General features: G+C 74.0%; 15 protein-coding genes and 1 riboswitch. Of the genes, 11 read left to right on the top strand and 4 right to left on the bottom strand.

All coding sequences use genetic code 11. From position 1 onward, the window contains the following. Positions 1–5 precede the first annotated feature (5 nt). The 4 genes from ACIQU4_RS10305 (at position 6) to ACIQU4_RS10290 (ending at position 5,154) form a co-directional block, all read left to right on the top strand. On the top strand, positions 6–2,903 hold the full coding sequence (locus ACIQU4_RS10305) for an ATP-binding cassette domain-containing protein (RefSeq protein WP_403727970.1): 2,898 nt from the start codon (positions 6–8) through the stop codon (positions 2,901–2,903). Then, positions 2,900–3,676 (top strand): ABC transporter ATP-binding protein, encoded by a 777-nt coding sequence (locus ACIQU4_RS10300; RefSeq protein ID WP_403727968.1) that lies wholly within the window; start codon positions 2,900–2,902, stop codon positions 3,674–3,676. The genes ACIQU4_RS10305 and ACIQU4_RS10300 overlap by 4 nt, the downstream gene beginning before the upstream one ends. A gap of 196 nt (positions 3,677–3,872) precedes the next feature. Then, positions 3,873–4,721 (top strand): aldo/keto reductase, encoded by an 849-nt coding sequence (locus ACIQU4_RS10295; protein WP_403727967.1) that lies wholly within the window; start codon positions 3,873–3,875, stop codon positions 4,719–4,721. A gap of 7 nt (positions 4,722–4,728) precedes the next feature. Then, positions 4,729–5,154 (top strand): RICIN domain-containing protein, encoded by a 426-nt coding sequence (locus tag ACIQU4_RS10290; protein WP_403727965.1) that lies wholly within the window; start codon positions 4,729–4,731, stop codon positions 5,152–5,154. A 30-nt stretch (positions 5,155–5,184) separates the two neighbouring features. Here ACIQU4_RS10290 and ACIQU4_RS10285 read toward each other — a convergent pair whose 3' ends face one another. Then, positions 5,185–5,490 (bottom strand): 4a-hydroxytetrahydrobiopterin dehydratase, encoded by a 306-nt coding sequence (locus ACIQU4_RS10285; RefSeq protein ID WP_385588755.1) that lies wholly within the window; start codon positions 5,488–5,490, stop codon positions 5,185–5,187. A 214-nt stretch (positions 5,491–5,704) separates the two neighbouring features. Between ACIQU4_RS10285 and ACIQU4_RS10280 the strand changes: the two genes are divergently transcribed. Both ACIQU4_RS10280 and ACIQU4_RS10275 read left to right on the top strand, forming a co-directional pair. Beyond that, complete coding sequence (locus ACIQU4_RS10280) at positions 5,705–7,513, top strand: FAD-dependent oxidoreductase (RefSeq protein WP_403727963.1); 1,809 nt, start codon at positions 5,705–5,707, stop codon at positions 7,511–7,513. A gap of 36 nt (positions 7,514–7,549) precedes the next feature. After that, positions 7,550–8,371: a helix-turn-helix domain-containing protein gene (locus ACIQU4_RS10275; RefSeq protein WP_403727961.1), complete on the top strand. Its 822-nt coding sequence runs from the start codon at positions 7,550–7,552 to the stop codon at positions 8,369–8,371. Here ACIQU4_RS10275 and ACIQU4_RS10270 read toward each other — a convergent pair. Then, entirely contained in the window at positions 8,357–8,782 is a 426-nt protein-coding gene (locus ACIQU4_RS10270; RefSeq protein ID WP_403727960.1) for a hypothetical protein, read from the bottom strand. The genes ACIQU4_RS10275 and ACIQU4_RS10270 overlap by 15 nt on opposite strands. 295 nt (positions 8,783–9,077) lie before the next feature. On the opposite strand from ACIQU4_RS10270, the gene ACIQU4_RS10265 reads away from it, so the two are divergent. The 4 genes from ACIQU4_RS10265 to ACIQU4_RS10250 all read left to right on the top strand — a co-directional run bounded on the left by ACIQU4_RS10265 (position 9,078) and on the right by ACIQU4_RS10250 (position 13,366). Beyond that, the gene (locus ACIQU4_RS10265) at positions 9,078–10,097 is read left to right on the top strand and encodes a hypothetical protein (protein WP_403727959.1); all 1,020 of its coding nucleotides are present in this window, start codon (positions 9,078–9,080) and stop codon (positions 10,095–10,097) included. Continuing rightward, on the top strand, positions 10,094–10,657 hold the full coding sequence (locus ACIQU4_RS10260) for a toxin-antitoxin system, toxin component (RefSeq protein WP_403727958.1): 564 nt from the start codon (positions 10,094–10,096) through the stop codon (positions 10,655–10,657). Before ACIQU4_RS10265 ends, ACIQU4_RS10260 begins: the two co-directional genes overlap by 4 nt. Positions 10,658–10,766: 109 nt before the next feature. Continuing rightward, positions 10,767–12,209 (top strand): NAD(P)/FAD-dependent oxidoreductase, encoded by a 1,443-nt coding sequence (locus ACIQU4_RS10255; protein ID WP_403727956.1) that lies wholly within the window; start codon positions 10,767–10,769, stop codon positions 12,207–12,209. Continuing rightward, positions 12,206–13,366, top strand: a complete 1,161-nt coding sequence (locus ACIQU4_RS10250; protein ID WP_403727954.1) for an MAB_1171c family putative transporter — start codon at positions 12,206–12,208, stop codon at positions 13,364–13,366. Before ACIQU4_RS10255 ends, ACIQU4_RS10250 begins: the two co-directional genes overlap by 4 nt. A gap of 65 nt (positions 13,367–13,431) precedes the next feature. On the opposite strand, the gene ACIQU4_RS10245 is transcribed toward ACIQU4_RS10250, so the two are convergent. Then, on the bottom strand, positions 13,432–14,685 hold the full coding sequence (locus ACIQU4_RS10245; RefSeq protein WP_403727952.1) for an NADH:flavin oxidoreductase/NADH oxidase family protein: 1,254 nt from the start codon (positions 14,683–14,685) through the stop codon (positions 13,432–13,434). 193 nt (positions 14,686–14,878) lie between these two features. After that, positions 14,879–15,724 carry a bifunctional 5,10-methylenetetrahydrofolate dehydrogenase/5,10-methenyltetrahydrofolate cyclohydrolase gene (locus ACIQU4_RS10240; protein WP_403728514.1) on the bottom strand — a complete coding sequence of 282 codons (846 nt, stop codon included), beginning with the start codon at positions 15,722–15,724 and terminating at the stop codon, positions 14,879–14,881. Positions 15,725–15,817: 93 nt separating this feature from the next. After that, positions 15,818–15,916: riboswitch (ZMP/ZTP riboswitch) on the bottom strand. 108 nt (positions 15,917–16,024) lie between these two features. Here ACIQU4_RS10240 and ACIQU4_RS10235 point away from each other — a divergent pair. Next, complete coding sequence (locus ACIQU4_RS10235; RefSeq protein WP_403727950.1) at positions 16,025–16,786, top strand: class I SAM-dependent methyltransferase; 762 nt, start codon at positions 16,025–16,027, stop codon at positions 16,784–16,786. Positions 16,787–16,793: the final 7 nt, after the last annotated feature.

The following is a 16,793-nucleotide window of genomic DNA, read 5'->3' as shown; positions in this document are numbered from 1 at the left end:
ACGGTATGGGAGATCTGCTCGTCTTCGTGCTGAGCGGTCTGGTCTCCGGCGCCCTGTACGCACTGCTGGCCACCGGGCTGGTGCTGTCGTACTCGGCGTCCGGGCTGTTCAACTTCGCGCACGGGGCCACCGCCTACCTGTGCGCGCTGACCTTCTACGAGGTGCACTCCGGGCTGGGCTGGCCGGCGGCCTGGGCGGCCCTGCTGGTGGTGTGCGTACTGGCCCCCGGGCTCGGGTGGGGACTGGACCGGCTGATGTTCCGGCGGCTCGCGCGGGTCGGCGAGACGGCGCAGATCGTGGCCACGATCGGGCTGCTGGTGGCCCTGCCGGCGGCCGGGCTGTGGGCCGTGGAGCTGCTGGGGGACGCGGGCGCGCCGGTGAAACCCGCCGAGAACCAGTTCGGGCTGCCGGGGGTGGGGCCGAGCCCGGCCCGGAGCTGGCAGCTGCTCGACGGGGTGGGCGTCGACTCCGACCAGCTGATCACGTGGGTGGTGACGGCGGTGGTGGCGGTGGGCCTGTGGGTGCTGATGGGGCACACGCGGCTGGGGCTGCAGCTGCGGGCGGCCGTCGACAACCGCTCGCTGACCGAGCTGCGCGGGATCAGCGCCGACCGGCTGTCTTCGGTGGCCTGGATGATCTCGTCCGCGCTGGCGGGGCTGGCGGGGGTGCTGGCAACGCCGCTGCTGGGGCTGTCGGCTCACGACTTCACCCTGTTCCTGTTCGTCTCGGCGACGGCGGCGGTGATCGGTCGGTTCGCGTCCGTACCTCTCGCGTTCGCGGGCGGGCTGGGGCTGGGGGTGCTGCAGAACCTGGTGGCCGGGTACGCCTCGTTCGCCGAGGGGATCACCGGGTTCCGGACGGCCGTGCCGTTCCTGATCCTGTTCGGCGGGCTGCTGGTGCTGGCCCGGCGGGGGCGGACGGCGGGGACCGCGTCGGGGGACGCGGGCGGCCCGGACGCGGCTTCCGCGGACCATCTGGCGGGGGCTTCGTGGGGGCGCCGGTGGGGGGTGTGGGCGGTGGCCGCCGGGGCGTTGGGCGTGGCCTTCTACACCGTGACCACGCCGTTCTGGAGCGGGCTCCTCGCACAAGGGCTGGCCCTCGGGCTGGTATTCATGTCCTTCACCGTGGTGACCGGGCTCGGGGCGATGGTCTCGCTCGCGCAGGGCACGTTCGTGACCGGGGCCGCACTGGTGGCGGGGCTGCTGATGAGCCGGGGCTGGCCGTTCGTGGCGGCGCTGGCGGTGGGCACCTGCGTGGCGGCGGTGCTCGGGGCGCTGGTCGCGCTGCCGGCGCTGCGGCTGGGCGGGCGGACGCTGGCCCTGGCGACGCTGGCGCTGGCGTTCCTCGCGGACCAGGTGCTGTTCCAGATGCGGTGGCTGCGGAACGGGGACTCAGGGTGGTCCGTTCCGCGGCCGGTGTTCGGGCCGGTGGATCTCGGCGACGACCGGGCGCTGGGGGTGGCGCTGGTGGTGGTCGTCGCGGTGTGCGGGGCCGGGCTGAGCGCGCTGCGGAACTCGCCGTCGGGGCGGGCGGTGCTGGCCGTGCGGTCGGCGCCGGCGGCGGCGATGGCCTCGGGGGTATCCGTACTGCGGACGAAGCTGCTGCTGTTCACGGTGTCGGCGGGGCTGGCGGGGTTCGGGGGCGTGCTGGTCGCTTCGTACAACACCCGGATCGCGGCGACGGACTTCACGGCCATGACGGGGCTGGTGTGGCTGGCGGTGGTGGTGGCGGCGGGGGTCCGGCGGCCGCAGTACGCGGTGGTGGCGGGGGTGGTCTTCGCGGTGGCCCCGCGGGTCCTGGCGGACTACGTGACGGAGTCCGCGCACCTGCCGGTGATCCTGTTCGGGCTGGCGGGGCTGGCCTTGGCCAACGATCCGGACGGGTACTGCGCCGCGGTTCCGGTGCGGTGGGCGAGGCGGCGGGCCGGGGCCTGCGGCGGAGGTACGGGGGCCGCCGGCGGGGGTACCAGTGCCTCCGGCGGGGATACGGGGGCCGCCGGCGGGGGTGCCAGTGCCTCCGGCGGGGATACGGGGGCTGCCGGGCCGGGGCCGGAGCCGGAGCCGGGCCGCCCGGCGGTGCCTTCCCCCACCCCGCCCCTTCCCGCGCCCGCCGGATATGCGGCTGCGCCGCGTGGCGAGGCTGCGCGCGGACCCCTTGCGGGCGCTCCGCCCCCGGGCCCCCGCGCCTCGGACGCCGGGCACGGCCCCGCCCGGCCCGCCCTGGAGCTGCGCGGCGTCACCGCCGGGTACGACGGCGGGCTCGTACTGCACGGGGTCGATCTCGCCGTCCGGAAGGGTGAGATCCTCGTCGTGCTCGGGCCGAACGGGGCCGGGAAGAGCACCGCCTGCCGGGTGGCCGCCGGACTCCTGCCCGCCGAGGACGGAGCGGTCCTCGTACGGGGGCGGGACGCGACCCGTGACGGGCCCGTGCGGCGGGCCCGCAGCGGGGTGCTGCTGGCCCCCGAGGGGCGGGGGATCTTCCCGGCGCTGACCGTCGAGGAGAACCTCGCGCTGTACCTCCGCGAGGCGGACGCGCGGACCTGCGTCTACGACCGCTTCCCCCGGCTCGCCGAGCGGCGGGGGGTGGCCGCCGGGGCCTTGTCCGGTGGAGAGCAGCAGATGCTGGCCCTCGCTCCGCTGCTGCAGCGGCCGCCCGAGGTGCTGATCGCCGACGAGCCGTCGATGGGGCTGGCCCCGAGGGTGGTGGCGGAGGTGTACGCGCTGCTCACCGAGCTCCGGGACGCCGGGACCGCGCTGCTGCTGGTCGAGGAGAAGGCCGCCGGGATCCTCGGGGTCGCCGACACCGTCGCGTGCCTCTCCCGGGGCCGGGTCACCTGGTGCGGGCCGCGCGGCGAGGTGGAGGCCGACCGGCTCACCGCGGCCTATCTGGGGAGGGCGACATGACGGCGGCGCCGTACGTACTGGAGGGTTCCGGCATCAGCGTCCGGTTCGGTGGCGTGAAGGCGCTGACCGGGGTGGACCTCGGGGTCCGGGCCGGGGAGGTGTGCGGGCTGATCGGACCCAACGGGGCCGGGAAGACCACCCTGTTCGACGTCCTGTCCGGGATCCGGCGGCCCGACCGGGGGCGGATGCTGCTCGACGGGGCGGACATCACCCGCCGCTCCCCGGTCTGGCGGGCCCGGCACGGGATGCGCCGGACGTTCCAGCGGCAGCAGTTGTTCGGGCAGCTCAGCGTGGCCGAGAACCTGCTGGTCGCGCAGGAGTGGCGCGGCGGCGGGGGCGGGCTCGCCGCCGACCTCCTCGGGGCGCCGGCGCGGCGCCGTCGGGAGCGGGAGCGACGGGCGCGCGGCGAGCGGGTGCTGGCGTCCTGCGGGATCGGCGCACTGGGGGCGGCGTACGCGGGCGGGCTGCCGGTCGGTCAGGCCCGCATGGCCGAGCTGGCCCGCGCGATGGCCGACCCGCCGCGCGTGCTGCTGCTGGACGAGCCCGCGTCCGGTCTGTCTGCGCCCGAGCGCGGGCAGCTCGCGGGGGTCGTCCGCCGGCTGGCCGAGGAGGAGGGGTGCGCGGTGCTGCTGGTGGAGCACGACGTGGCGTTCGTCATGGAGCTCTGTACGCGGGTGGTGGTCCTGGACCTCGGCAGCGTCCTCGCCGAGGGCTCACCGGCCGGGATCCGGGCCGATCCACTGGTCCGGGAGGCCTACCTGGGGGCGTCCTGACGGTGTGTCCGGTCCGTCTGCGCCGCCCTGGCCGCAATACGCTCGCCGGGGCGGCCGATTGTCGCCCCTCGTACGCCTGCACGCCCGTGCGCCTACACGCCCGTACGCCTACACGCCCGTACGCCTGCACGCCCGCGCGCCTGCACGCCCGCGCTCCCGTACCCCCCAGCCCGCCGAACCGAGGGAACAGCCAGACGTGAACGACGTCCCCGCCATCCGGCTCAACAACGGCACGCTCATGCCCCAGCTCGGGTACGGCGTCTTCCAGGTCCCGGACTCCGAGGCCGCGCAGGCGGTCGGGGCCGCGCTGGAGGCGGGGTACCGGAGCATCGACACGGCGGCCGCCTACCGCAACGAGGCGGGCACCGGCCGGGCGATCGCCGCCTCCGGGGTGCCGCGCGAGGAGCTGTTCGTCACCACCAAGCTGTGGAACGACCGCTCCCGGACCTGGCAGCGCGACGAAGTGCTGGGCGCGCTCGACGACTCCCTCGCCAAGCTGGGCCTCGACCACCTCGACCTGTACCTGATCCACTGGCCGCGCCCGATGCGCGACGACTTCCTCACCATCTGGAAGACGTTCGAGGAGATCGCGGAGAGCGGCCGCGCCCGCTCCGTCGGCGTGTCGAACTTCCGCCCCGCCGACCTGGAGCGGCTCGGCGCCCAGAGCGCGCTGGTCCCGGCCGTGAACCAGATCGAGCTGCACCCGCTCTTCCCGCAGGCCGAGCTGCGCGCCCTGCACTCGACGCTCGGCATCGCCACCGAGGCCTGGTCCCCGCTCGGCCAGGGCAAGGAGCTGCTGACGCTCCCGGCCGTCGTCGAGACCGCCGCCCGGCACGGGCGCTCCGCCGCCCAGGTGGTGCTGCGCTGGCACCTGCAGCTCGGGAACGTCGTGATCCCGAAGTCGGTGAACCCGGCGCGGATCCGGGAGAACCTGGACGTGTTCGGCTTCGAGCTGGACTCCGCCGATCTCGCCTCCCTGAACGCGCTGGGCCGGGGTCCCACGGCCGGGCGGATCGGGCCGGACCCGGCCGTCTTCGACATCTGAGCCGCGGATGAACCTGCCCGACGGGGTCTACCGGATCCGGAACGTCGCCAGCGGCCTGCTGCTCCAGCTGGAGGGCAGTACCCGGGTGGGGGTGGGCCCGGACGGCCCGCCCGCGCCGCCGGCGGCCCGGCAGTGGCGGATCTCGCCGGTCCACAGCGGCGGCGGGATCGTGCACATCGTCAGCGTTCACAACGACAAGCGGCTGGACGTCGCGAACGCCGCGACGGAGAGCGGCACCCGGGTCCAGGTGTGGCGGGCGAACGCGTTCGGGGCACAGGAGTGGATCGTCGAGGAGCATCTCGACGATCCCGGGGTGGTGTCCCTGATCGCCTGTATCAGCGGCCTGCCGCTGGAGGCGGACGAGGAGGGCCGGGCCCGCCAGTGCGAGGACACCGACTCCCCCGTCCAGTGGTGGCGGCTCGATCCCGTCTGAGGAGGTGGCGGACCGCACCGCGCGGATGTGTCAGCTCGCGCCGTGTGCGGGGGCGAGGGCCTCGACGCGTTCGGCGAGCGCGAAGTCGGCGCCGGTGACGGCGTCGCCCGCGCTGTGCGTGTTCACGGACAGCCGGACCGTGTTGTAGCCGAGGGTCAGGTCGGAGTGGTGGTTCAGCTCCTCCTGGACCGCGGCGATGTGGGCGACGAGGGCGCTCGCCGCGAAGTGGGTGCCCAGCCGGTACGTGCGGTTGATCCGGTCGTCCTCGAACGCCCAGCCGGGGAGCTCCCGCAACCGGTCCTCGATCTCCTTCTGCGAAAGCGGCTCGTCTGCCATCGGCATGCTCCTTCACCGTTCGGACCCGACTTCTGACGTGGAGTCAAGGTTCCCACAGCGCCCGCCGGAGGGAAGGTTTCGCGCCATAGTGCGTGCGGGTACTTCCGCGCCTTCCGGGTCGAGGGTGGCGCACCTATGCTCCTGCGCCGGACGTGACTGTTACCGCCGGTAACGCCTAGCTGGACGAACACGTCCCGGACGAGGGGGCTTCCTCATGACGCGCACGGGCAGTTCGAGACGTACGTTCATCGCGGGCGCGGGAGCGGCGGCCACCGCCGGGGCGCTGGGAGCCACCGGGGCCCTGGCCGCCCCTGCCCACGCCCAGACCCCCGCCGAGGCCCAGCCCCGGACCCCGGAAACCGCCGGCCGCCGGGTCGCCGTCCTCGGCGGCGGGGTCGCCGGACTCACCGCCGCCCACGAACTCGCCGAGCGCGGCTACGCCGTCACCGTGTACGAGCGCCGCGCGCTCGGCGGCAAGGCCCGCAGCATGGACGTCCCCGGCAGCGCCCGCGGCGGCCGCCGGCCGCTGCCCGCCGAGCACGGCTTCCGCTTCATCCCGGGTATCTACCACAACCTGCCGGACACCCTGCGGCGCATCCCGTTCCCCGGCAACGCCCACGGCGTGTGGGACAACCTCGTCGCCCCGCCCGAGATGATGTTCGCCCGGGCCGCCGGCCGCGAGGACCTGCGCGCCCCCATCCCCTGGCCCGGCCACTCCCCCGCCGCGCTGACGCCCGACGAGATCCGCCGCGCCCTGACCGGCATCCTCCAGTCGCTGGTCCGGCTGCCGCCGCACGAGACCGCGTACTTCGTCGACCGCGTGCTGGTCTTCCTCACCAGCTGCGACGAGCGCCGCGACGAGGTCTGGGAGAACACCCCCTGGTGGGAGTTCGTACGGGCCGCGCAGATGTCGAACGAGTACCAGCGCATCCTCGCCGTCGGCATCACCCGCAACATCGTCGCGACCAAGGCCGAGGAGGCCTCCACCCGCACCGTCGGCACCCTGGGCGAGGCCTTCGTCTTCAACGCCCTCGGGCGCGGTGCGGACGGGCCGCCGGACCGGATCCTCAACCTGCCGACGAACGAGGCCTGGATCGACCCCTGGGAGGCCCATCTGCGCACGCTCGGCGTGGAGTTCAGGATCGGCTGGACGGTGCAGGAGGTGCGGTACGGGAACGGCCGGGTGAGCGGGGTCGGGGTCCTGGACCCGGCCGGGGTCCGGCAGACCGTCACCGCCGACCACTACGTCAGCGCGCTGCCGGTCGAACACGCCCGGCGCACCTGGAGTGCCAAGCTGCGGGCCGCGGACCCGATGCTGGGCCGCTGCGACCGGCTGGAGACCGACTGGATGACCGGCATCCAGTTCTATCTCACCGAGCGCGCTCCCCTCGTCCACGGGCACCTCAACTGCATCGACTCGCCGTGGTCGTTGACGGCGATCCAGCAGGCCGAGCACTGGCCGGCCCGCGATTTCCCGGCCGACTACGGGGACGGGGTGGCCGTGGACTGCCTGTCGGTGGACATCTCGGACTGGGACAAGCCGGGGATCCTGTACGGGAAGACGGCCAAGCAGTGCACCCGCGACGAGGTCGCCCGCGAGGTGTGGGCGCAGCTGAAGGCCTCCCTCAACGACACCGGGGAGACCCTGCTGACGGACCGCACCCTGCACTCGTGGTTCCTGGACCCGGGGGTGGACGGGCTCGGCACCCCGAACCCGACCAACCAGGACCAGCTGCTGATCCACCCCACCGGCACCTTCCACAACCGGCCGAGTGCGGACACCCGCATCCCCAACTTCTTCCTCAGCGGGGACTACGTGGCCGTCGCCATCGACCTCGCGACGATGGAGGGCGCCAACGCCTCGGCCCGGGCCGCCGTCAACGCCCTGCTGGAGCAAGACGGTTCGACGGCGCAGCGGTGCGCGGTCCTGCCGATGTACCGGGCCCCGGAGGTGGAGTCCTTCAGGCGGCACGACCTGTGGCGGTACCGGCTCGGCCTGCGCAACGTCTTCGACCTGGGCTGAGCCGCGGCGTGCGCCCGCTCGGCTAACGTCGTGCGCATGACCTCGACCCCGTCCGTCGGAGCCCTGCTGCGCACCTGGCGGGAGCGGCGCGGCATCAGCCAGCTGGAGCTGGCGGGCCGCGCCGACTCCTCGTCCCGGCACATCAGCTTCATCGAGACCGGCCGGTCCCGGCCGAGCAAGGAGATGGTCCTGCGGCTCGCGGACCACCTCGACGTGCCGGTCCGCGAGCGCAACGCGCTGCTGCTCGCGGCGGGTTACGCCCCGCACTACGCGCAGACCCCGCTGGACGACCCGTCGATGGGGACGCTGCGCGAGGGCCTGGAGCGGCTGCTGACCGGCTACGAGCCGTATCCGGCGCTGATCGTGAACGCCGTGTACGACGTCGTCGCGGCCAACCGCGGCATCGCGATGCTGCTCGACGCGCTGCCCGAGCACCTGCTGGTCCCGCCGCTGAACGCCATGCGGATCACCCTGCACCCGGAGGGCCTGGCCCCGCGGATCCGCAACCTCCGGGAGTGGCGCGGGCACCTGCTGGCCCAGATGGAGCGGCAGATCGCGCTGTCCCGCTCGGCGCCGCTGCGCGCGCTGTACGAGGAGGTGTCCGGGTATCCCGCCGGAGCCGGGCCGCAGGACGCGGGGGCCGGCGCCGGGGGCGAGCCCGAGCCCGAGCCCGGCGAGGGCGCCGCGTACATCGCGCTGCCGCTGCTGATCGAGCACGACGGGCACCTGCTCTCCTTCGTGTCCTCGATCGCGACGTTCAACACGCCGATGGACGTGACCGTCGCCGAGCTGGCCATCGAGACGCTGCTCCCGGCCGACGCGGCGACGGCGAAGTACCTGCGCTCACTGGGGCCCTGAGGCCCCCGCCCGCAGCGCCATCCGCTGGACGCAGGCGAAGGCGGCGACGACGAGGGCCTGGGCCGGGATCCACACCAGGCCGGCGGTGGTGGGGGCGTCCCAGAGGAAGAGCGAGACGAGGCTGAGGGCCGCCCAGGCCCAGTTGGCCTCGATGACGACGTTCACCGCGAGGACCGGCGGCCGGCGGCGGGAGGCCAGCATGCCGACGCCGGCCCCGTAGAGGGTCAGGAACAGGCCGAGTCCGAGCAGGGCGCCCTGCCCGACGCCGAGCAGCCGGCCGAGCGGGGCGCTGAAGGCGGCGTACGCGAGGCCGTTCCCGGCGGTGACCACGCCGTCGAGGGCGAGGAAGCGGCGCAGCGCGGACTGCGGGACGGTGGTGCGGGCGATGCTGCCGAGCAGGGTCGCGGACATGGCGGATCAGCCTCCGTCGGGATGCGTGGACGCGGGGAGTCGGGAGACGGGCCCCGGGGCCGAGTGCGCGGCTCCGGGTCCCGCTGCCCACCACTGTGCCGCCGTCCCCCGCCCCGGTCGATTACCTCCCAGGTCATGCCGGTTGAGGTGGGCGTGGCAGTGCGTGGCGTCCCAACCTTCTTTGACTCGCATCGCAAGAAACGTTGGGATTCTCCTGTTTCGGCGCCGGGCGGAGGGCTACGCTGCACCCAGCCGAAGCTCTCGAACGTCCTCTCGACATACGGAGAACCTCACGGTGCCAGCCGCCGACCGACCCGACCTGGCCTCCACCTGGGCCCGCGTCGCGGCACTGGCCGAGCGGAGCGGCCGGGATCCGGCCGAGGTGCTGTGCCCGGAGCGGCTGAGCCGGCTGTGCGGGGTCGAACCCGCGCGCATCCCGCAGGTCGTGGCCGGGACCGCACCCGAAGTGCCCCTGTGCCTGCGGGTGCACCGGCGCTTCCTGCGGCTGCGGGCCACCCGCCGTGACAAGCACGGCCGGGAGTGGTCGCTGGCCGCCATAGCGGAGGACTTCCAGGCGCCCGGCGCCTCCCTCGGCCCCCTCAACGCGGGCAACGGACTGCCCCGGCTGGGCCACGCGGCGGGCGTGCAGCGGTTCTTCGGGGTCTACGCCGGCTTCCTCCTCGCGGACAGCCAGTGCGCCGTGGAGCACGCCCTCGCCACCACCGGCGCCGGCTCCTCGGCGGACCTCGGGCACCTCTCGTACCTGACGGGCATGGCCCCGCAGGACATCCGGCTCACCCTCGACGGCGCACCGCCCCGGCTGCCGCTGAAGGAGCAGGTCCGCCAGCGGTTCGAGCACCTGCGGCGCACCCGGCCGCGCGCGGACGGCCAGGCCCACTCCCTCGCCGCCATAGCCCATTCCTTCTACGCGTCGGGGCAGTCGCTGACCCGCCTCGCGCGCGGCGAGGGCCTGCCCAACCTCGCGGCGGCCGCCGGGATCCAGCGCTTCTACGGGGTCGACGGCGGCTTCCTGCTGGCCGACGACACCGAGGCGCTCGCCACCGCCCTCGCCGGGATCGAGCACCAGCTGGAAACCGCCGAACGCAGCGCGGAGAACCCGATGCTGGCCGTCCTGCGGGCGCACGATGTACGGAGCATCGTCACGCGCGCCGGGCGGCTCTCCCCGGCGGGCTGGAAGTCGCTGGCCGACCACCTCGACGACCTGCTGGCACGCGAGGGACAGCTGACACGCGAGAGCACGGGCCGCACGGCGGTGCCGGACGACCGGAAGGCTGCCGAGGGGGGAGCGCCATGAGGACCACACGGACCATGCGGAAACTCGGCGGAGATCTGCTGGCGGAAGCGCGCCTGGCGCGGCCGGCCGATGCCGCCGAGATCATCGGGAGCCTGTGCGCCGCGTACGGCCGCAGGCGCGGCGGCCGGCCGGTGGAGTTCCGGTTCGCCGGATTCCCACCCGATACGGCCAGCGGGCTGTGGCTGGAGATGGAAGAGCGCGACCTGCTCGTCATCGAGGAGCGCACCCGGCCCGAGCACCAACTCGTGATCGCCTGCCACGAGTTATGGCACCTGGAGGAGGGCACCTGCGACAGCCACGGCCCGGGCATGGCCGTGGCTGCCCGGCTCACCGGAGACCGGGGCGACCTCGCGGAGCTGCTGCACTCGGAGACCGGACTGGGCAGCGTGGTCCGGCAGGCGGCCGCTCGCGCCGACCGGGAGGATCCGGCGGAGATCCGGGCCGAGACGTTCGGCCTCTACTTCGGCCAAGTCCTCAAGGCGTACTTGCCGGGGCCCCGCGAGGAGCGGTTCCCCGAGGCGATCGAGCGCATCAAGTCCTCGCTCGGCTGGGGCCGTTGAGTGCACGCCCCCGCGGCGTACCGATGACGCCCCGGTGACCGGCGCCTCCCCTCCCGACGCACCTCACGCGCGCCGTTGCCCCCGCACGGCCCCGACAGAGAGCACCACGATGACCCAGTCCTCCCCGCCCCGCCACGCCGTCGTCATCGGCGGCAGCATGGCCGGCCTGCTCGCGGCGGCCGTGCTCGCCGAGCACGCGACAGTCACGATCATCGACGCCGACACGCTGCCCGACAGCCCGGCGCCGCGGCGCGGGCTCCCGCAGGCCCGGCACGTCCACGTCATGTGGTCGGGCGGGGCGCGCGCCATCGAGAAGATACTCCCGGGCATCACCGACGCGTGGACGGCGGCCGGCGCGATCCGCCGCAGCTTGCCCACCGACCTGGTCACCTTGACCGCCCAGGGCTGGATCCCGCGCTGCGGGGAGAAGCAGTTCAACATCTCGTGCAGCCGCGACCTCCTCGACGCGGTGGTCCGCGCCCGGGTGACCGGCCTGCGCGGTGTCAGCACGCTCCAGCAGAGCCGTGTACGGGCCCTGGAGGGGACGGCGGCCCGCGTCACCGGCGTCCGCGTCGACACCCCCGGGGAGCAGAACCGGCTGGTGACCGCCGACCTCGTCGTCGACGCGAGCGGGCGCGGCTCCCGGGCCCGGGCCTGGCTCCAGGAGCTGGGGGTCGGCGGGATCAGACAGGCCCAGGTCGACTCCGGCCTGGTGTACGCGACCCGGATCTTCGAAGCCCCCGCCGGGGCCCACGAGATGGGCTTCCCGATCGTCAACGTGCAGTCCGATCCGCGGGCGTACGTACCCGGCCAGACCGCGACGATCGTCCCCATCGAGAACGGCCAGTGGCAGGCCACCCTGTCCGGGACCCGCGGCGGCCAGCCCACCGGCGACCCCGAGCGGTTCATCCCGTTCGCCAAGGGCCTGCGCGACCCGATCGTCGGCGATCTCCTCGACGGCAGGAAGCCCCTGACCGACATAGCCGTCACCCAGGGCACCGCCAACCGCCGGGTCTACTTCGAGAAGGCGGACCTGCCCGACGGGTTCTTCGCCGTCGGCGACTCCGTCGCCACCTTCAACCCCCTGTACGGGCAGGGCATGACCGTCGCCGCGCAGGGGCTGCTGGCCGTACGGACCCTGCTGCGCACCCAGGGCCTCGCCCATCCCTCCTTCGGCCGCGAGGCACAGCGCGCGCTCGTCCCGCAGGTGTCCACCGCCTGGGAGCTGGCCACCTCGCAGGACATCCTGTATCCGGGGGCCACCGGCATGAAGCCGCGGGCCGGTGTCGGGCTGCTCAACGCGTACGTCAACCGGCTGATGACCGGGGCCACCACCCGGGAGGCGCTGACCGCCGCGTTCCTCCAGGTCATCACCATGAGCAGCACGCCCGCGTACTGGCTGCGCCCCTCGGTGGTCTGGCGCGTGCTGCGCGCCTCGGACCGGGGTGCGCTGAAGGCGCCGCCGCTGACCGCGGCGGAGCGGGCCGTCGCGGGGCTCGACCAGGGGTCCGGACCGGTCGATCCCGTGGGTCCCGTCGGTCAGGCGCGATGAACGACGGTCTCATCCTCTACGTTCCCGGGTCGGTGATGATCCTGGCGCTGCTGATCAAGGCGCCGACCCTGCGCCGGGGCTGGGACCAGCCGCTCATGCGGGCCGTCTGCACCCTGCTCGTCGTCGGCTGCCTCGTCATGTTCCTGGCGGCGCCGCCGACGATCTCCGCGGTCAACCGGCTCACCGGCATCGTCAACTTCTCGGCCCCGCTGGTGTACAGCGTGCTGACCGCGTTCTCCGGGTCGTGCATCGTCCTGGTCCTGCAGTGGGGCGGTGGCCCGCCCGCCGTCGTACGCCGCGCCTCCCGGCTGACGGCGGCCGTGTTCGGCGCCGTCACGCTGCTCATCGTCGTCCTGTTCACGATCGGCGACGCGCCCGTGGAGCGCCTGCGCGACCTGGACACGTACTACGCGAACACGCCCTGGCTGCGCGAGATGATCGTCTGCTACCTGCTCGCGCACACCGTGGGCAGTTCGACTCTGACCCTGCTGTGCTGGAAGTGGCTGCTGCGCGTCCGTCCCTCGCTGCGCCCGCTGCGCACCGGACTGGCCCTGATCGTGCTCGGCGGGGTGCTGGACCTGGGCTACCTGGTCACGAAGTGGGCGGCGGTGGGCGCCCGCTGGGCGGGCCGCGACTGGGACGGCCTGTCCACGGACGTGGCCCCGCCGTTCGCCTCCGCCGCCGCCCTGATGGTGGGCTCGGGGTTCATCGTCCCGCTGGTCGGCGGCTCGGCGGCCTGGCGGGACTTCAGCCGGTACCGGCGGCTGCACCCGCTGTGGAAGGCGCTGCGCGGCTTCGCCGCGTCGAGCGTGACGACGGTGCCGCTGACCTGGTGGTCGCCGATCGGGATCCGGCTGATCCACCGCGAATCGGTGATCGACGACGGGATCCTGGCCCTGGCCAGCTGGTTCGACCCGGCCGTACGGGTCGCCGCGTACGAGGTCGCCCTCGGCCAGGGCATGTGCGAGTCGCAGGCCTCGGTCGTGGCCGACGCGGCCATGCTCGCCGCGGCCTGCCGGCGCCGGGAGGCCGCCGCGGCCGACCAGGGGCTGCCCGAGCCGTACCGGCTGGACTCCCGGCCGCTGGTCGCACTGGCACGGGAGTTCCGCACCTCCCCCATCGTGGCGGCCGTACGGCGGGACCCGGCGGCGCTCTGAACGCGCGGCCGGCCGCACCGGCGGCGGGCGCCGGCAGCGGGCACCGGCAGCGGGCACCGGCAGCCTCAGCCGACGAGGGCGTCCTCGGGCTCGGGGTTGCGGGCGAGCCAGGCCCCGTACGCCCGCACCCGGCGCCAGTGCTGGAGCTGGTCGAGGGCGAACGTGGCCCGCGGGGAGGCCTCCGGGCGCGGCTCCAGCCCGCGCGCCAGCCGGTGCAGCTGGAACCGTACGAAGGCCAGCAGCCCGGCGCCGGCCAGGTCCCGGTCCTTCCACCGCAGCTGCTCCACGGTCACCCGTACGTCCTCCCCGGCGCGCCAGCGGGCCGGCAGGTCGGGGCGGAACGCCAGCGCCGAGGCCAGCCCGACGACGGACACCCCGCGAGCCAGGACCTTCTGCGCGGTCTCCTGTCGGCCTATCCCGCCGGTCAGCATCAGCGGCATCGTGGCCGCGTCCAGGAACTGCTCGGCGAAGGAGAGGAAGTACGCCTCCCGCCCGAGGGTCCGCAGATCGGCGGTGCGGCCCAGGGTCGCGGGACTCTCGACGCTGCCGCCGGACAGTTCGACCAGGTCGACGCCGAGGCCGCCGAGGGCCGCGAGGACCTGCGCCGCGTCCTCGGTGTCGAAGCCGCCGCGCTGGAAGTCGGCGGTGTTGAGCTTGACGCCGACCGCGAAGCCGGGGCCGACCTGCGCGCGGACCGCCCGGACGACCTCGGTGAGCAGCCGGACCCGGTTCTCCGGGCTGCCGCCCCAGCGGTCGGTGCGCCGGTTGACCAGCGGGGAGAGGAACTGGCTGAGCAGGTAGCCGTGGGCGGCGTGGATCTGCACCCCGTCGAAGCCGGCCTCCTCGGCCCGTCGGGCCGTGACCGCGAACCGGGCGACGGTGGCCTCGATGTCGGCCTCGGTCATCGCGGTGGGGCGGGCGAAGCGCTTGGTGTGCTTGCCGAGGCTCACCCCTATGTCGGAGGGCGCCCAGGCCGTGCCGGGCATCTCTGAGCCGACCTGTCGGCCGGGGTGGTTGATCTGCATCCAGACCCGGCCGCCGCCGCCGGACGCGGCCTCGGCCCAGCGGCGGAAGGGTGCGAGCGGGGAGCGGGCGTCGAGGACGATGGTGCCCGGCGCGGTCAGCGCCCGGCGGTCGACCATCACGTTCCCGGTGATCAGGAGTCCGGCGCCGCCCCGCGCCCAGCGGCGGTAGAGGCGCTCGATGCGCTCGTCCGGCAGCTGGCCGGACCCGGCGAGGCTCTCCTCCATGGCCGCCTTCGCCAGGCGGTTCGGCAGGGTGGCACCGCCCGGCAGCTCCAGTGGCGTGAACAGGTCCATCAGCAGTCTCCCCAGGAAACGTGTTGCACGTGTCATCGCGCGCCCCGGCGCAAAAGATACCGCCCGCTCCCCGGCGCCCGTCAGGCTCCGGCCGCAAGATTCCGGACACCCCGGAACGCGGAACGCCCCGGGCCGAAAGGCCCGGGGCGTTCCCGTACGGCGGCGTTCCCGTACGCGGGGTGCGACGCGGCGGTCAGAGGTCCGAGAGCTCCAGCCCGGCCTGGGCGGCGGCCGCCTGCACGGTCTGCTCCAGCAGGACGGCGATGGTCATCGGGCCGACGCCGCCCGGGACCGGGGTGATCAGCGAGGCGCGGGCGGCGGCCGACTCGAAGTGGACGTCGCCGACGTTGCCCTCGTTGTAGCCGGCGTCCAGGACCACGGCGCCCGGCTTGATGTCCTCGCCGCGGATGAACTCGGCCTTGCCCACGGCGGCGACCAGCACGTCGGCCTGGCGCACGATCGAAGGCAGGTCCACGGTGCGGGAGTGGCAGTAGGTGACGGTGGCGTTCTGCTCCAGCAGCAGCATGCCGGCCGGCTTGCCCAGGATCGCGCTGCGCCCGACGACCACGGCGTGCTTGCCGGTCAGGTCCACGTCGTACGCGGCGAGGAGCCGCATGATGCCGCCGGGGGTGCAGGACACGAAGCCCGGCAGCCCGAAGCCCATGGCGGCGAAGGAGTGCATGGTGACGCCGTCGACGTCCTTGCCCGGGGCGATGGCCTCGAAGGCGGCGCGCTCGTCGATGTGGTGCGGGACCGGGTGCTGGAGCAGGATGCCGCTGATCTCCGGGTCCTCGGAGAGGGCGGTGAGGGCGGCGACGAGCTCCTCGGTGGTGGTCTCGGCCGGCAGCTCCACGTGACGGGAGGTGATCCCGGCCTTGGCGCAGCGGTTCTGCTTCATCTTCACGTACGTCACGGACGCCGGGTCCTCGCCCACCAGTACGGTCGCGAGGCAGGGAGCGGTGCCGGTGCGCTCGGTGATCTTCGCCGCGAGGGCGGCGGTCTGCTCCGAGATGCGGCGGGCGACGGCGGTGCCGTCCATCAGCCGGGCGCGGCCGGCGGCAGTCACAGTGGCAGTCTGGGCAGTCGTCACGGGGTCTCCTGAGCGTCGCTGCGGATCGCGGTTCGCGGGTTCGCGGTTCGCCCAGGCGCGCGGCAGGAGACGTACGTGCGGACCGTACGCCGGGCCGCTCCCCGGTGGTGATCCACCCGAACGCCAGTCACGGCCCGCCTCCACTCTAATGGACCCCGCCCGCGTGTGCGGTGGTCCGCGGCGGCCCTCGATGTACGGGATCCGGTCAAACCGGTGGATGACCGGCGCCGCGCCTGGGACGATCGAGACATGACGCGCACTTTCGACCACCTCGTCGCGGAAGCCGAGTCCGTTTCGGTCGACGGCTGGGACTTCTCCTGGCTCGACGGCCGGGCCACCGAACAGCGCCCCTCCTGGGGCTACCAGCAGCTGCTCGGCGAGCGCCTCGCCCGGGTCGGCTCCGCCCTCGACATCCAGACCGGCGGCGGGGAGGTGCTCGCCGGGGCCGGGCCGCTGCCCCCGCTGACGGCGGCCACCGAGTCCTGGCCGCCGAACATCGACAAGGCGACCCGCCTCCTGCACCCGCTGGGCGCGGTCGTGGTCGCGGACGCCGACGAGCCGCCGCTGCCGTTCGGCGACGAGGCCTTCGAGCTGGTCGCGAGCCGGCATCCGGTGACCATCTGGTGGGAGGAGATCGCACGGGTCCTGCGCCCGGGCGGTACGTACCTCTCGCAGCAGGTCGGGCCGGCGAGCGTCTTCGAGCTCGTCGAGTACTTCCTCGGGCCCCAGCCGGAGGAGATCCGCCGCTCCCGGCACCCCGACGACGCGGTCGCCGACGCCGCCAAGGCCGGCCTCGAAGTGGTGGATCTTCGCTCCGAGAGACTGCGTACGGAGTTCCACGACATCGGAGCCGTGATCTACTTTCTCCGGAAGGTGATCTGGATGGTGCCCGGCTTCACGGTCGGGCAGTACCGGGACCGGTTGCGCGAGCTCCACGAACGGATCGAACGTGACGGCCCGTTCGTGGCCCACACCGCCCGTTTCCTCATTGAGGCCCGCAAAACGGGCTGACGGGAAG

It is taken from the genome of Streptomyces sp. NPDC090741, assembly GCF_044769045.1.
Classification (GTDB): Bacteria; Actinomycetota; Actinomycetes; order Streptomycetales; family Streptomycetaceae; genus Streptomyces.
Note: the sequence above shows the minus strand (reverse complement) of the source record. Positions and strands in the feature narration are given on the sequence as shown.

What these genes read in the sequence shown, in the direction of transcription:
- ACIQU4_RS10305 (WP_403727970.1), top strand. Translation starts at nt 6, where the DNA reads ATGGGAGATCTGCTCGTCTTCGTGCTGAGCGGTCTGGTCTCCGGCGCC.
- ACIQU4_RS10270 (WP_403727960.1), bottom strand. Translation starts at nt 8,782, where the DNA reads ATGTCCGCGACCCTGCTCGGCAGCATCGCCCGCACCACCGTCCCGCAG.
- ACIQU4_RS10245 (WP_403727952.1), bottom strand. Translation starts at nt 14,685, where the DNA reads ATGGACCTGTTCACGCCACTGGAGCTGCCGGGCGGTGCCACCCTGCCG.
- ACIQU4_RS10290 (WP_403727965.1), top strand. Translation starts at nt 4,729, where the DNA reads ATGAACCTGCCCGACGGGGTCTACCGGATCCGGAACGTCGCCAGCGGC.
- ACIQU4_RS10255 (WP_403727956.1), top strand. Translation starts at nt 10,767, where the DNA reads ATGACCCAGTCCTCCCCGCCCCGCCACGCCGTCGTCATCGGCGGCAGC.
- ACIQU4_RS10235 (WP_403727950.1), top strand. Translation starts at nt 16,025, where the DNA reads ATGACGCGCACTTTCGACCACCTCGTCGCGGAAGCCGAGTCCGTTTCG.
- ACIQU4_RS10250 (WP_403727954.1), top strand. Translation starts at nt 12,206, where the DNA reads ATGAACGACGGTCTCATCCTCTACGTTCCCGGGTCGGTGATGATCCTG.
- ACIQU4_RS10280 (WP_403727963.1), top strand. Translation starts at nt 5,705, where the DNA reads ATGACGCGCACGGGCAGTTCGAGACGTACGTTCATCGCGGGCGCGGGA.
- ACIQU4_RS10240 (WP_403728514.1), bottom strand. Translation starts at nt 15,724, where the DNA reads ATGGACGGCACCGCCGTCGCCCGCCGCATCTCGGAGCAGACCGCCGCC.
- ACIQU4_RS10275 (WP_403727961.1), top strand. Translation starts at nt 7,550, where the DNA reads ATGACCTCGACCCCGTCCGTCGGAGCCCTGCTGCGCACCTGGCGGGAG.
- ACIQU4_RS10285 (WP_385588755.1), bottom strand. Translation starts at nt 5,490, where the DNA reads ATGGCAGACGAGCCGCTTTCGCAGAAGGAGATCGAGGACCGGTTGCGG.
- ACIQU4_RS10260 (WP_403727958.1), top strand. Translation starts at nt 10,094, where the DNA reads ATGAGGACCACACGGACCATGCGGAAACTCGGCGGAGATCTGCTGGCG.
- ACIQU4_RS10300 (WP_403727968.1), top strand. Translation starts at nt 2,900, where the DNA reads ATGACGGCGGCGCCGTACGTACTGGAGGGTTCCGGCATCAGCGTCCGG.